We start from the raw sequence: 13474 nt of genomic DNA, 5'->3' as shown, positions 1-13474 counted from the left end.
GCAGTTGAAGCAGCTCACCGGCCTGTCCCGGCCCACCGTCGCCGACCTCGTCAAGCGCCTCGCCGCGGCCGGCCTCCTGGTACGCCGACGCTGGGGTCTCGCTGCGCACCCACGCGCGCGTGGCGCGCGTCGAGCCCGGCGCGGTCGTCCTGGACGACGGCTCGCGGATCGCCGCGGGCGCGGTCGTGGTCGGCATCGGGGCCCGCCCCGCCACCGCCTGGCTCGCCGGGTCGGGCGTCGAACTCGGCGCGCACCGCGAGGTCCTCGCCGACGACCGGCTGCGCACCTCCGTCCCGGACGTCTACGCCGTCGGCGACTGCGCCTCCTTCCCGTCCGGCCGCTACGGCGAGCGGCTGCTCGTCCACCACTGGGACAACGCCCTCCAGGGCCCGCGCACGGTGGCCGCGAACATCCAGGGCGAGACCCCCGCGGTCTACGACCCGGTCCCGTACTTCTGGTCCGAGCAGTTCGGCCGCTTCGTCCAGTACGCCGGCCATCACGCCGCCGCCGACACGGCCCTGTGGCGCGGCGAGCCGTCCGGACCGGCCTGGTCGGTCTGCTGGCTCCGGGAGAACCGTCTCGTGGCCCTGCTGGCGGTGGGGCGGCCCCGGGACCTCGCCCAGGGGCGACGGCTGATCGAGGCGGGCGCGGTGATGGACCCGGAACTGCTGACGGACCCGGCCCGCCCGCTCAAGACGGCCGCCGTCTAGGGCCTGTCCGGCGGATCCGCCGGAGCCGGAGTTTTCCACAGGTCGGACGGCCCCGACTTCCTCCTGTCAGTGCGGGATGGCACGCTTGGTGACGTGACCGAGATTGACGCAAAAACCGATGCTCTCGTCCCCGCCTGGCTCACCCTCCCCGACATCGCAGAGATGCTGGACGTCGAGGTGACGCGGGTGCGGCAGCTGGTCAAGGAGGGCCAGCTCATCGCCGTACGCCGCGGTGAGAACAACGCGCTGCACGTCCCCGCAGCCTTCATCGACGGGGCCGAGCAGAAGGTCGTCAAGGGCCTGACCGGCACCCTGACGCTCCTGCGGGACGACGGCTTCACCGACGAAGAGATGCTGGAGTGGCTCTTCACCCCCGACGACAGCCTGCCCGGCACCCCCGCACAGGCCCTGAGCGAGAATCGCGGCACGGAGGTGAAGCGCCGGGCCCAGGCGCTCGCCGTCTGACCTGACCAGCACCGCCGGCGTACGGGCCGGGCCCGAGCGGGCTCCGGCCGCGGTCGAGCACGGCCCGTACGCCACCGACCCGGGGGAGCCACACGCATGCCCGACACCGCCCGCGCCCAGCTGTCCGACGCCCGTCTCTACCTCTGCACGGACGCCCGCAGGGAGCAGGGCGACCTCGCCGACTTCCTGGACGCCGTCCTGGCGAACGGCGTCGACATCGTGCAGCTGCGCGACAAGGGCATGGAGGCTGCCGAGGAGCTGGAGCACCTGGCGGTCTTCGCCGACGCCTGCGCCCGGCACGGCAGGCTCCTCGCGGTCAACGACCGGGCCGACGTCGCCCACGCCGCCGGCGCCGACGTGCTCCACCTCGGCCAGGGCGACCTGCCCGTCCCCGCCGCCCGCGCGATCCTCGGCGACGCCGTCCTGATCGGCCGCTCCACGCACGCCGAGGCGGAGGCCGCCGCGGCCGCCGTCCAGGAGGGCGTCGACTACTTCTGCACCGGCCCCTGCTGGCCGACCCCGACCAAGCCCGGCCGCCACGCCCCCGGACTCGACCTGGTCCGGTACACCGCCGCCCTCGGCACCGACCGCCCCTGGTTCGCCATCGGCGGCATCGACCTCGGCAACCTCGACGAGGTCCTGGAGGCGGGGGCCCGCCGGGTCGTGGTCGTGCGGGCGATCACCGGGGCCGACGACCCGGGCGAGGCCGCCGCGGAGTTCGCGAAGCGGCTCAGACACGCTGAGTGACCGGTTCAGGTGTCCGAGGGGTGGACAACACAGGGACAACAAATCGACAAAGCGGGCAAATTTCCTCGATTCGGTTGGGTGGCCGCCGCGCCCTGACTAACCTTCGGGTATGGCCCTCGGAACCGCATCCACCAGGACTGACCGCGCCCGCACCGTGCGCGACATGCTCACCGCAGGCAAGACGACGTACTCGTTCGAGTTCTCGGCGCCGAAGACCCCCAAGGGTGAGCGGAACCTCTGGAGCGCGCTGAGGAGGGTCGAGGCGGTCGCCCCCGACTTCGTCTCCGTGACCTACGGCGCCGGCGGCTCCACCCGCGCGGGCACCGTCAAGGAGACCCAGCAGATCGTCGCGGACACCACCCTGACCCCGGTCGCCCACCTCACCGCGGTCAACCACTCCATCGCCGAGCTGCGCAACATCATCGGCCAGTACGCCGACGCCGGGATCCGCAACATCCTGGCCGTACGGGGCGACCCGCCCGGCGACCCGATGGGCGAGTGGGTGCGGCACCCCCAGGGCCTGGCCTACGCCGCCGAACTCGTGCGCCTCATCAAGGAGTCGGGCGACTTCTGCGTCGGCGTCGCCGCCTTCCCGGAGATGCACCCGCGCTCCGCCGACTGGGACGCCGACGTCACGCACTTCGTCGACAAGTGCCGGGCCGGCGCCGACTACGCCATCACGCAGATGTTCTTCCAGCCGGAGTCCTATCTGCGGCTGCGTGACCGAGTCGAAGCGGCCGGCTGCGCGACCCCCGTCATCCCCGAGGTCATGCCCGTGACCAGCGTGCGGATGCTGGAACGGCTGCCGCAGCTCAGCAACGCGCACATCCCCGCGGCCCTGAAAGAGCGGATCCTCACAGCCAAGGACGATCCGACGGCTGTACGCTCGATCGGAATCGAGTTCGCCACGGAGTTCTGCGCACGGCTGCTGGCCGAGGGAGTGCCCGGACTGCACTTCATCACGCTCAACAACTCCACGGCGACCCTGGAAATCTACGAGAACCTGGGCCTGCACCACCCACCGCAGGCCTAGACCGGCTGCCCGGACATACGTCACACTGCGTAGGCGGCCACTGGGAGAGGGGCGTACATGGGCTGGACGGTCCTCTACATCGCGTTCGGAATCGTCGCGCTGTGGCTGCTCGGCGAGGTGCTGCTGCAGTACAAGGCGCGACTGCGCTGGCGACTGCTCGCCTTCGTCGGCTTCCTCGGCGTGGTCCTCGGCGTGCTCATGCCGTCGGTGATCGTCATCGGGCTGGGCGCGGTCGCCTTCGCGGTCGGCCAGACCTACGTCACGCTGTCGTTCCGCCGTGGCTTCGAACAGGGCTGGGCGGTCGACCCGCCCGCCGCCCTGACCAGCCTGACCGGCGGCAAGAAGACCCGCCGGGAGCGTCACCAGGACCCGACCCTGGAGGTCTCCGACCTGGAGCAGGGCGAGACCGCCGGCTACGCCGAGGAGAACCGCTACGGCGACGAGGGCGGCTACGACCAGGGCCGCCCCGACAGCGTCGGCTACGGCGACGACTACGACCGCGACGACGTCTTCACGCCCACCCGCTCCGGCGCCCCCACGGCCGCCGAGACCACCACGGTCTACGAGCCGCAGCCCATGCCCGACGACACCGGCTCCTACGGCATATACAACGACAACGGCTACGCCGCGGGCGACCCGTCCTACGCGGCCGCGGGCCAGTCCCAGGACCAGTACGCGACGGCCGCCGCCGACCAGCAGCAGTACGGCTACGACGGCTACTCCGGGTACGACCAGCAGCAGTACGGCTACGACCCGTCCCAGCAGCAGTACGCCGCCTACTCCGACCCGTACATCGGCACCCAGACCTACGGCGGGGCGTCGTACGACACCTCCTACGGCGGCCAGCAGCAGTACGGCCAGCAGGGCTACGACCAGTACGGGACGTACGGCGAGACCCCGGCGGGCGGGGTGTGGGTGCCGCAGCAGCGCACCGACGAGTACGGCGCCGAACTGCCGCCCGAGCAGCAGGGCTACTACCAGGAGAACAACGGCCAGGGCCAGCAGGGCCAGGGCTACGACGAGCAGTACCGTTTCTGACGACCGCGCGTCGGCGCCGGACCGCGGGTCACTGCGAGCCGCGGAACTCCGGGCCCTCCACGATCAACCCGGCCACCAGGGCGCCCGACATCCCGGCGTGAGCGAGACCACCGCCGGGGTGGGACCAGCCGCCTACGGTGAACAGGCCGGGTATGGCGGTGGTGTTGGACGGATGCAGGGTCCCCTCGCCACCGGCCAGTGACGGCGGGGGTACGGCACCGCCCGTGGACCCGGTCTCCCGCTCGGTGTCCAGGGGTGTCCGTACCTCGCGCCACAGCAGTCGCTCCCGCAGCCCCGGTACGGCGCGTTCGGCGGCGGCGATCATCAGGTCCGCGAAGGAATCGGCGGCACCCGGGACGGACCAGTCGTAGTCCCTGGCGGACGAGACCGTCGCCGTCAGCACCATGGACTCGTGCTCGTCGTCGGGGCGCAGGGCCGGGTCGTCCGGGCGGTCGATCCGTACGGTGGGGTGATCGGGCAGCTCGCCGTGCTGGAACGAGGGCATTTCGTCCCCCGCGTCGGGGCCGTGCACGACCGTGCGGTGTGCGGCTCCCGCCTCGCGCGCGCCGCGCAGGGCGAGGCACACCACGACCCGGCCCGGGTGACGGTCCTCGGGTTCGGGCTCGATGTCCTTCGCGCCGTAGAGCTTCCGGGGTCCGGGGACGAGGTCCCGCAGTCGCCAGGGGCCCGCGCCGACGACGAAGTCCGCCTCCACCACCGTCCCGTCGGCCAGCTCCAGCCCCGCCGCCCGACCGTCCTTCTCCAGGATCCCGGTGACCTCGGCGCCGAAGTGGAACTCGACCCTGCGCTTGAGGCACCGCTCGTACACCGCGCGCGCCAACTCCCGCATGCCGCCCCGGACATACCAGGTCCCGAAGGCGTGCTCCATGTACGGCAGTACGGCCGCGCTCGCCGGAGCGATGCCGGGGTCGATGCCGTACGCGAGCGCGTAGCCGTCCAGCAGTGCAGAGAGGCGGGGGTCCCGGAGCTCCCAGCGGCCGATCTCGTACAGGGTGCAGGCCCGCCGGGTGCGCAGGAACTTCTTGTACGGCACCGCCGGGTACGGCTCGCGCTCTAGGACCGACCAGTTGGGCCACAGCGGCTCCTCCAGGAGCGGTCTGCGGGTGCGGTCCCAGGCCTCTCGGGCCCGGATCAGGAAGTCGCCCCAGCGGGCGCCCGCGTCCGCGCCGAGTGCCGTGTCCAGGGCCTCGATCACTCCCGCGCGGGAGGCGTTCGGCAGGGAGACCTCGGTGCCGTCCTGGAAGAGGTGCCGGGAGGACGGGTCGACCTGGACCAGCTCGACGGCCGACTCCAGGGGCTCCTTGCCGGTCTTGAGGAACAGGTCACGCCAGACCGCGGGGAGGGTGAGCAGGCCGGGGCCGGTGTCGAAGCGGAAGCCGTCCCGTTCGTACTTGCGCACCGCACCGCCGTACGTGTCCGTGCGCTCGTACACCGCCACGCGATGGCCTGCGACGGCCAGGCGGGCGGCTGCCGCCATTGCGCCCATGCCGGCGCCGATCACCGCGATCTGTCCCATGCCGGCGACTTTATCGGCCGCCACTGACAACCAGGTCGGGGGTGCGTTGTCGGGTGCGGGCTCGTCGTGGTTTGTCGCGCAGTTCCCCGCGCCCCTAGGTGGGTTTTCGTGCTGCCAGTCTTTTTTCTTCTCGGCGCTGCGCCCTGCGTCTACGGAATCTTCTGATCCGGGAGATCAGGAAGTAGAGCACGATCAGGCCGAGCACCAGCAGTACCGCCGCGATGATCGCCGCCGCCTTCGGGTGGAACATCGCGAACGTGACGATGCCGCCTACGCCCAAGTCCTCCGCCAGGCTCAGGACGATGTTGCTGAAGGGCTCCGGGGAGGCGTTCACGGCCATGCGGGTGCCTGCCTTGACCGTGTGGCTGGCCAGGGCCGTGGAGCCGCCCACCAGGCCCGCGACCACGTCGTTGAGCGAACCGCTCTGGCCGGCCAGGAGGGCGCCGACCCAGGCGCCCGCGACCGGGCGGACCACCGTGTGGACCGAGTCCCAGGCCGAGTCGACGTACGGGATCTTGTCGGCCACCGCCTCGCACAGGAAGAGCAGGCCGGCTGTGACGAGCACCTCAGGGCGCTGGAGGGTCTCGGGGACGTCGTCGCTCAGCCCCGTCGCGCCGAACACGCCGAGCAGCAGGACCACGGCGTACGCGTTGACGCCGCTGGCCCAGCCGCTGGTGAAGACCAGAGGGAGTACGGACACGGAGGCGATCGTAACCACTCGGCCACAGCGCGTCCTGGGGGTGAGCGCGGACGACTGAGTATCCGTACCTAGGGGGAGAGATGAGTACGCGCGCGGATGGGGCCCGACCTGCGCGAACGAGAGAGTAGGGGCACGGAAAGGGGCACGGCTCCGGCACCGGCGACACGGGGCGCCGGAACGGAGCCGACCCGGATCCGCTCCTTCCGCCGGCTCAGGTCGGCGGGAGCGAGGCACGGGGGCCCGGGGGAACGACCGAACGGGGGGCCCAACGGGGGTACGGGGGAACACGGGGGAGCACGAGAAGGCGCCGGTTCGAGGTGGCCCGCGGGGGACGCGGCCACAGCGGACCGGCGCTTTCGTGTGCCGGGGGCGGCTGCTGCCGGGTTGGCCGGAGCCCCGGTGCTGGCCCTGCTGCTGCGCGCGTTCTCCCGGGACACCAGGGAGTGCGTCACCCGCTACCAGGAGGTGCAGGGACGGATCGCGCAGGCGCTCAGCGAAGCCGTCGGCGGCCACCGCACCATCCGGGCCGCCGGCACGGAGGACCGCGAGACCGCCCGGATTCTGCGCCCGCTGCCCGAGCTGTCCCGCGCCGGGCACCGCATGTGGCAGGTGCAGGGACGGGCCTCGGGCCAGTCCGTCGCCGTCGCGCCCCTGCTCCAGCTGGCCGTCGTCGCCGTGGCCGGGGTCCTGCTCGCCCGCCGACAACTGTCCGTGGGCGACGTGCTCGCGGCCTCCCGCTACGTGGTGCTCGCGACCGGCGTCGGCGTCCTGGTCGGCCAGCTCTCCGGTCTGGCCCGGGCCCGGGCGGCGGCCGGACGCCTCGACGAGGTCCTCGCGGAACCGGTCCCGGAGTACGGCGGGAGCCGGCTGCCTCCCGGTCCCGGCCGTCTCGAACTGCGCGGGATCACCGCCCGGCGCGGCGGCCGTACCGTCCTCGACGGCGTCGACCTCGTCGTCCCCGGCGGGACGACCCTCGCCGTCGTGGGCCGCTCGGGCGCGGGCAAGTCCCTACTCGCCGCGGTCGCCGGACGGCTCGCCGAACCCGATGCCGGGGAGGTCCTGCTCGACGGGGTGCCCCTGCGCGCACTCTCCCACGACGAACTGCGCCGGTCCGTCGCCTACGCCTTCGACCGCCCGGCCCTCCTCGGCGGCACGCTCGAGGAGGAGATCGGCCTCGGCCTGCCCTCTCCCGCACCCGCCCGGATCCGGGAAGCGGCCCGCACCGCCCACGCGGACGACTTCGTCAGCCGCCTCCCCCGGGGCTACGGCACGCTCGTCGCCGACGCCCCGCGCTCCGGCGGCGAGTCCCAACGCCTCGGCCTCGCCCGGGCGTTCGCCCACGGCGGCCGGCTCCTGATCCTCGACGACGCCCTCTCCAGCCTCGACACGGTGACCGAGGCCCGCATCGCACAAGCCCTGGTGGGCGCTGACACGGACGGCACCCGCCTGCTGGTCGCCCACCGCGCCGCGACAGCGGCCCGCGCGGACGCGGTGGCCTGGCTGGACGGGGGTCGAGTGCGAGCGGTGGGACCGCACGCGGAACTGTGGCGAGAGGCGGAGTACCGGGCGGTGTTCGGCGGCGAACCGCGCGGGGCGGATGCCGCGGACGGCTCACCGCGCGCGGCTTCGACCACCGTCCCGGACGCCTCCCGCCCGGCAGCCCCGGCCCACGTCTCGGACGACGCACGCCCCGCGGCCACGACCCGCACCCCGGACGACCGCCGCCCCGCAGCCACGGCCCACGCCCCGGCCGATGCCCAGGACACCCCGGTCACCCCGGTCGGCGACGGTACCCCGTCCCCGGAGCGGCCATGACTCCCGGCATCCACCGCCGCGGCCTCCGCTACCTGCGGCTCCGGTGGCGGGTCCTCGTGCGGCTCGGTGGCTGGTCCGTGCTGGAGACCGGGCAGACCTTCCTCACCGGGTACGCGCCCGCCCGCGCGCTGGACGCCGGGTTCCTGGCCGGACGGCCGGGCGTCGGGCTCGCCTGGCTCGGCGTGGCCGGTCTCGGCGTGCTCGTCGGGGCGTACGGCACGGTCCGGGTGTACGACGCCGTCGCCGCGCTCGTCGAGCCGCTGCGGGACGTCCTGGTGCGCCGGGTGGTCGCGCGCGGGGTGCGGGAGGGGGACGCGGGGGCGCTGTCCGGGCTGACCCAGCAGGTCGAGATCGCGCGGGACACGTTCGCCGGGCTGGTGATGGTGTCGCGGTCGTTCGTGTTCACCGCGGTCGGCGCCGTCGTGGGCCTCGCCTCGCTCGACCCGCTGCTCCTGCTGGTCGTCGGCCCGCCGCTGGCCGCCGGTCTCGGCCTGTTCGCGGCGACGCTACGACCGCTCGCCCGCCGCCAGGAGGATTTCCTCGTCGCCGACGAAGCCCTCGCCGAGCGCCTCGGCGCGGTCTGTCCGGGACTGCGGGACATCACGGCGTCCGGCGCGGAGGACCGGGTCGCCACGGCCACGGGCCACCTGGTCGACGCCGAGCGGCGCGCCGCGAACTCCCTCGCCCGCTGGTCGGTCCTGCGCGTCGCGTCCCTCGCCGTCGGCGGCCAGCTCCCGAGCGTCCTGCTGCTGGCCTGCGCCCCCTGGCTCCTCTCCCGGGGCGTCACCCCGGGCGCCCTGGTCGGCGCCCTCGCCTACGTCACCCAGTCCCTCCTCCCGGCCCTGCGCACCCTGGTCCACGGCCTGGGCACCAGCGGCTCCCGCCTGGTGGTGGTCCTACGACGCCTCCTGCGCGAGGGCTCCGTCGACGGAAGCAGCGACCTCAGCGAGACCGGCATTGCCGATGAAAGGCGCCGGGACGAAGAGAACGGCGGCGCAGGCAAGGCCGACTGCGGCACAGTGCCCGTCCGGACGCCTAAGCCCGACGCACGCACCAAGCGCTCCCGCGGCTCAGCGCCTTCGCCGGATTCCGCCGACGCGCCGCACCCGCGGCCCGCCCCGGCCCGGTCGGCGCGCACCAACGCCACGGCGACCCCCGATCCGCCCGCCGACTCCCCCGCCCTCGCTCTCACCTCGCTCTCCTTCGCCTACGGCCCCGCCGCCACCCCCGTCATCGAAGGACTCGACCTCACCCTCCCGCCCGGTGCCCACCTCGCCGTCGTGGGCCCCAGCGGGATCGGGAAGTCCACGCTGACCGCGCTCGTCGCCGGGCTGCTGGAGCCCACCGCCGGGGCGGTACGGGTCTGCGGGTACCCCGTGCCCTCCCCGGCCGCGGCCGCCCGGCGCGTGCTGATCCCGCAGGAGGCGTACGTCCACACCGGGACCCTCGCCGAGAACCTCGGGCAGCTGCGGACGGACCCGGTGTCCGAGGAGGAGCTGCTCGACGCGGCCGCAGCGGTCGGGCTCGGGCCGCTGGTCGAGGCGCTCGGCGGACTCACCGCGACCGTGGACCCGGCGGCGCTCTCCGCGGGCGAACGCCAGCTCGTCGCGCTGACCCGGGCCTACCTGTCGTACGCCCCGCTCGTCCTGCTGGACGAGGCCACCTGCCATCTCGACCCGCGCGCCGAGGAGCGCGCCGAGCGGGCCTTCGCCGCACGCCCCGGCGGCACGCTCGTCGTCGTCGCGCACCGCATCAGCTCGGCCCGCCGCGCCGACCGCGTCCTGCTCATGGACGGCCGGCGCACGGCGTACGGCACCCACGAGGACCTCCTGCGCCGCTCGCCGACATACCGCGACCTCGTGGGCGACTGGAGCGCCGTACCCCCGAAGTCATCCCCCGAAGAATCAGAGCCACCCCTGACCCTGCGAGATCCGGATCGCGTCGATGCGGTTGCGCGCGCCGGTCTTGCGGGTGATGGCGGCCATGTAGTTGCGCACGGTCCCGTGCGACAGGTGCAGGCTGCCGGCGATCTCCGCGACGGAGGCTCCCTCGGCAGCCAGGGATAACACGCTCAGCTCTCTTCTGGTCAGCGGCATCTGAGCGGCCCTGAGGAACCCGAAGCCGAGCGAGTCGTCGACGAAACGTTTCCCTTCAGCGACGCGACGGATTCCGCGCACCAGGCGCTCCGGCGCGCCCTCCTTGTCCACGTAGCCGAGCGCGCCCGCCTCGACGGCCCGCTTCAGCAGCCCCGGCCTGTTCGCAGTGGCAAGCACGAGAAGGCGCGGCGGGATGCGGTCGGGCTCGCGGGCGCGCAACTCGCCGAGGGGCGGGATGCCGTACGTGTCCGAGCATTCGAGATCGACCGCGCAGACGTCCGGCCGCATGGTGCGCAGCCGTCCCTGCGCGCTGTGCCACGGGGTGTCGTCCACCCCGAGATCGGGTTCCCGGCTCAGCCACTCCGCCAGGACCGATCTGACCAGACACTCGTCGTGCACCAGAAGCACCCGGATCACTGCCCGTCCCCCTCGATTCGCCTTCAACTGTCCGTGGCGATGACGCGTGCCCCATTGTTGGGGTCTCCCCACCCCTCCCGGGCGCGGAGAATTGGCCATCGGGGTGCGCGGGGGCGCACGCAGGGCGCCCGTGTGCTGCGGCGCGCTTCGACTGAGGGGGCATGGGGTGGCCCGGACGGGGTACGCGACGATTTCCGCCGTCGCACTGGCACACGTGTGTCCATGACCGGTTCGCGCTCGCCGTGCGGAGCGGCCCGGGAGGGGGGAGATTGATCCCTGGGGCCCGGCGTGCGGGAGTGGCCACGGCCCGTTTCCGGGCCGCGCCCGCGCGAGGAGGTGGTCGGCGTGTCCGACGCGCGACCGTCCGTGCCGGCTCCTCCCCGGACCCGGGTGGGCCGTCCGCTGCTCTCCCTGGCACTGGCGTCGATGATGGACGAGGTCCACGCGCACTCCGGCGCCGTCTATCTGCTCACCGCCGACGAGCCGGTGCTGGAGATGGCCGTGATGGCGGGGCTGCCCCGGGCGTTCGCCGCGCCGTGGGAGCGGATCGGAATAAGCGCGCCGGTCCCGGTCGCCGACGCGGTACGGGAGCGGCGGCTGGTGTGGGTCGGCGGCGAGGAGGACATGGCGCGCCGCTATCCGCGGATCGCCGTCGTGCTGCCGTACCCCTTCGCGCTGGCCGCGGTGCCGGTCGCGACCGATGCCAGGGTGTACGGCGCGGTCTTCGTGACCTGGCCCGGCTCCCGCCCGCCGGAGCTCACCGCGCGGGAGCGGGACCATCTGGTCGCGGCCTGCGGGCGGCTCGCGGTGCGGCTGGAGCGGGCCGTGGAGGAGTCCCTGCCGCCGCACGCCGAGCCGGATCTGCTCGCCGCCGCGCCCGGCGGGGGTGTGGCCGGGGCGCCGGGATCGGCGGAGGCGGCGCGGATGGTGGCGCGGCTGCCGTACGGGCTGTGCTCGCTCGATCTGCACGGGCGGATCGGCTTCGCCAACGCGGCGGCGGCCGAGTTGATGGGGGTGCCGGTCTCCCAGCTGCTGGGCGCCCAGCTGTGGGCGGCGGTGCCGTGGCTCGACGACCCCGCCTACGAGGAGCGGTACCGGGCCGCGCTGATCAGCCGGCACAGCACGTCGTTCGTGGCACTGCGGCCGCCCGGGGACTGGCTGTCGTTCCGGCTGTACCCGAGTGCGACCGGGCTGAGTGTCCGGATCACCCGGGCGCGCGCGGTGGCGGAGATGAACCGGTCCGGTCCGCGGCCCGGCGAGCCGCCCGCCCGGCTGGTGACGATCTCTCAGGTGCTGAGTCTGGCCGGGGCGCTCACCGAGGCGGCCGGGGTGCAGGACGTGGTGCAGCTGGTCGCGGACGAGATCGTCCCGGCGGTGGGCGGTCAGGCGGTGGTCGTGCTCGGGTCCCGGGCGGGCCGACTCCATGTGCTCGGCCACCGCGGCTACCGGGACCCGCATGTCGTGGAGCGGTTCGACGGGCTGCCGCTGACCGAGTCGACACCGGGCACGCAGGCGCTCACGACCGGTGTGCCCGCGTTCTTCGACTCGCGGGAGCGCCTGGAGCACCTCTATCCCCGGCGGCACGCGACGCCGGACGGCTTCGCGGCCTGGGCCTATCTGCCGCTGATCGCCTCCGGCCGGCCGGTGGGGACCTGTGTGCTGGCCTACGCCGAGCCGCATCCCTTCCCCGCCGACGAGCGGGCCGTGCTGACGAGTCTGGGCGGACTGATCGCCCAGGCCCTGGAACGGGCGCTGCTGTACGACGCCAAGCACCGGCTCGCGCACGGTCTGCAGGCGGCGCTGCTGCCGCACTCGCTGCCGACGCTGCCCGGCATCGAGGCGGCGGCCCGGTATCTGCCGGCCACCCAGGGCATGGACATCGGCGGCGACTTCTACGACCTGGTGCCGACGGACGGTCTCGCGGCGGCCGTCATCGGGGACGTGCAGGGGCACAACGTGACGGCGGCGGGGCTGATGGGGCAGATCAGGACGGCCGTACGGGCGTACACGACCGTCGGGCAGGAGCCGCAGGAGGTCATGCGCAGCACCAACCGGCTGCTGATCGACCTGGGTACGGAGTTGTTCGCCAGCTGTCTGTATCTACGGCTCGATCCGGCGCGGCGGCGGGCCGTGGTGGCGCGGGCCGGGCATCCGCCGCCGTTGCTGCGCCGGCCGGACGGGTCGGTACGGGTGCTGGACCTGCCGGGCGGTCCGCTGCTCGGCGTCGACGGCTCCGCCGTGTATCCGACGACGGAGGTGGAACTCGCTCCGGGTTCGGTGCTCGTGCTGTACACCGACGGGCTGATCGAGGCGCCGGGCGTCGACATCGAGGACGCGCTCGCCGAGTTGGGCCGTCGGCTGGCTGAGGACGGCGACCTCCCGCTGGACGCGCTCGCCGACGACCTCGTACGGAGGAGCGTGGCGGGGAGGGAGCGGAGCGACGACGTGGCACTGCTGTTGCTCAGGGCGGAGGGCTGACGCGGGGCGGGGGCGCGGGGTGGAGGGTCGCCGGTCGCCGCGCCGAAGGCTGGGTTCGCCGGAAACGCTGCGGTCCGGCCCTCCCGCCGGAGGGCCGGACCGTCTGCACCACCCGGCCGGAGAGCCGGGTGGTGGTCGGAGGACCGCCGCCGGCAGCGGTGGTGGGGGGAAGTGGGGGGAACCGCTGCCGACGTGGTCGGATCGGACGGGCCCGGATGGGGAGGGCCCTTTCAGGTCCGGATCAGTGGCCCTGGACCTGGCCGTTGCCGTCGTCGGCGTTGCCCGTCTCCTGACCGGCGCCCGCCTCCTCGCCGCCGATCTGGTCGCCGCCGGCTTCCTCGCCGCCGGCCTCCTGGCCGGCCCCGGCCTCGTCACCCGCACCCGCCGCGTACCCGAGGACACCGCCGTGGACGGTGCCGCGCTGCTGGAGGAGATCGC

Annotated in this window: 8 protein-coding genes and 4 pseudogenes; 8 read left to right on the top strand and 4 right to left on the bottom strand. The window is 73.8% G+C overall.

All coding sequences use genetic code 11. From position 1 onward, the window contains the following. Nucleotides 1-71 precede the first annotated feature (71 nt). The 5 genes and pseudogenes from ABZ896_RS48785 to ABZ896_RS48765 all read left to right on the top strand — a co-directional run. Nucleotides 72-710: pseudogene (locus ABZ896_RS48785) on the top strand (oxidoreductase C-terminal domain-containing protein); the annotation flags it as partial. A 93-nt stretch (nt 711-803) separates the two neighbouring features. Further along, on the top strand, nt 804-1175 hold the full coding sequence (locus ABZ896_RS48780) for an Rv2175c family DNA-binding protein (protein WP_360944565.1): 372 nt from the start codon (nt 804-806) through the stop codon (nt 1173-1175). A 96-nt stretch (nt 1176-1271) separates the two neighbouring features. Then, nucleotides 1272-1922 (top strand): thiamine phosphate synthase, encoded by a 651-nt coding sequence (thiE, locus tag ABZ896_RS48775; RefSeq protein WP_360944562.1) that lies wholly within the window; start codon nt 1272-1274, stop codon nt 1920-1922. 109 nt (nt 1923-2031) lie between these two features. Next, the gene (metF, locus tag ABZ896_RS48770; RefSeq protein ID WP_360944559.1) at nt 2032-2955 is read left to right on the top strand and encodes a methylenetetrahydrofolate reductase [NAD(P)H]; all 924 of its coding nucleotides are present in this window, start codon (nt 2032-2034) and stop codon (nt 2953-2955) included. A 57-nt stretch (nt 2956-3012) separates the two neighbouring features. Beyond that, a complete protein-coding gene (locus ABZ896_RS48765) occupies nt 3013-3993 on the top strand; it encodes a hypothetical protein (RefSeq protein WP_360944556.1) in 981 nt (326 codons plus the stop codon). A 28-nt stretch (nt 3994-4021) separates the two neighbouring features. Here the strand turns inward: ABZ896_RS48765 and ABZ896_RS48760 are convergent, their stop codons facing one another. Both ABZ896_RS48760 and ABZ896_RS48755 read right to left on the bottom strand, forming a co-directional pair. Beyond that, on the bottom strand, nt 4022-5530 hold the full coding sequence (locus tag ABZ896_RS48760) for an NAD(P)/FAD-dependent oxidoreductase (RefSeq protein WP_360944553.1): 1509 nt from the start codon (nt 5528-5530) through the stop codon (nt 4022-4024). A gap of 94 nt (nt 5531-5624) precedes the next feature. Beyond that, nucleotides 5625-6230 (bottom strand): DUF4126 domain-containing protein, encoded by a 606-nt coding sequence (locus ABZ896_RS48755; RefSeq protein WP_360944550.1) that lies wholly within the window; start codon nt 6228-6230, stop codon nt 5625-5627. 384 nt (nt 6231-6614) lie between these two features. Between ABZ896_RS48755 and ABZ896_RS48750 the strand changes: the two are divergent. Beyond that, nucleotides 6615-8045 (top strand): annotated as a pseudogene (locus ABZ896_RS48750) (ABC transporter ATP-binding protein); the annotation flags it as partial. Next, on the top strand, nt 8042-10111 hold the full coding sequence (locus ABZ896_RS48745) for an ABC transporter ATP-binding protein (protein ID WP_360944547.1): 2070 nt from the start codon (nt 8042-8044) through the stop codon (nt 10109-10111). The pseudogene ABZ896_RS48750 and the gene ABZ896_RS48745, both read left to right, overlap by 4 nt. Here ABZ896_RS48745 and ABZ896_RS48740 read toward each other — a convergent pair. Next, nucleotides 10034-10657: pseudogene (locus ABZ896_RS48740) on the bottom strand (response regulator transcription factor); the annotation flags it as partial. The gene ABZ896_RS48745 and the pseudogene ABZ896_RS48740 sit on opposite strands and share 78 nt — an antisense overlap. A gap of 237 nt (nt 10658-10894) precedes the next feature. Between ABZ896_RS48740 and ABZ896_RS48735 the strand changes: the two are divergent. Continuing rightward, complete coding sequence (locus ABZ896_RS48735) at nt 10895-13036, top strand: SpoIIE family protein phosphatase (RefSeq protein ID WP_360944544.1); 2142 nt, start codon at nt 10895-10897, stop codon at nt 13034-13036. A 241-nt stretch (nt 13037-13277) separates the two neighbouring features. Here the strand turns inward: ABZ896_RS48735 and ABZ896_RS48730 are convergent. Then, nucleotides 13278-13474: pseudogene (locus ABZ896_RS48730) on the bottom strand (hypothetical protein); the annotation flags it as partial.

This window comes from Streptomyces sp. NPDC047072, assembly GCF_040643855.1.
Taxonomy (GTDB): domain Bacteria; phylum Actinomycetota; class Actinomycetes; order Streptomycetales; family Streptomycetaceae; genus Streptomyces.
Note: the sequence above shows the minus strand (reverse complement) of the source record. Positions and strands in the feature narration are given on the sequence as shown.

What these genes read in the sequence shown, in the direction of transcription:
- ABZ896_RS48760 (WP_360944553.1), bottom strand. Translation starts at nt 5,530, where the DNA reads ATGGGACAGATCGCGGTGATCGGCGCCGGCATGGGCGCAATGGCGGCA.
- metF (WP_360944559.1), top strand. Translation starts at nt 2,032, where the DNA reads ATGGCCCTCGGAACCGCATCCACCAGGACTGACCGCGCCCGCACCGTG.
- thiE (WP_360944562.1), top strand. Translation starts at nt 1,272, where the DNA reads ATGCCCGACACCGCCCGCGCCCAGCTGTCCGACGCCCGTCTCTACCTC.
- ABZ896_RS48765 (WP_360944556.1), top strand. Translation starts at nt 3,013, where the DNA reads ATGGGCTGGACGGTCCTCTACATCGCGTTCGGAATCGTCGCGCTGTGG.
- ABZ896_RS48745 (WP_360944547.1), top strand. Translation starts at nt 8,042, where the DNA reads ATGACTCCCGGCATCCACCGCCGCGGCCTCCGCTACCTGCGGCTCCGG.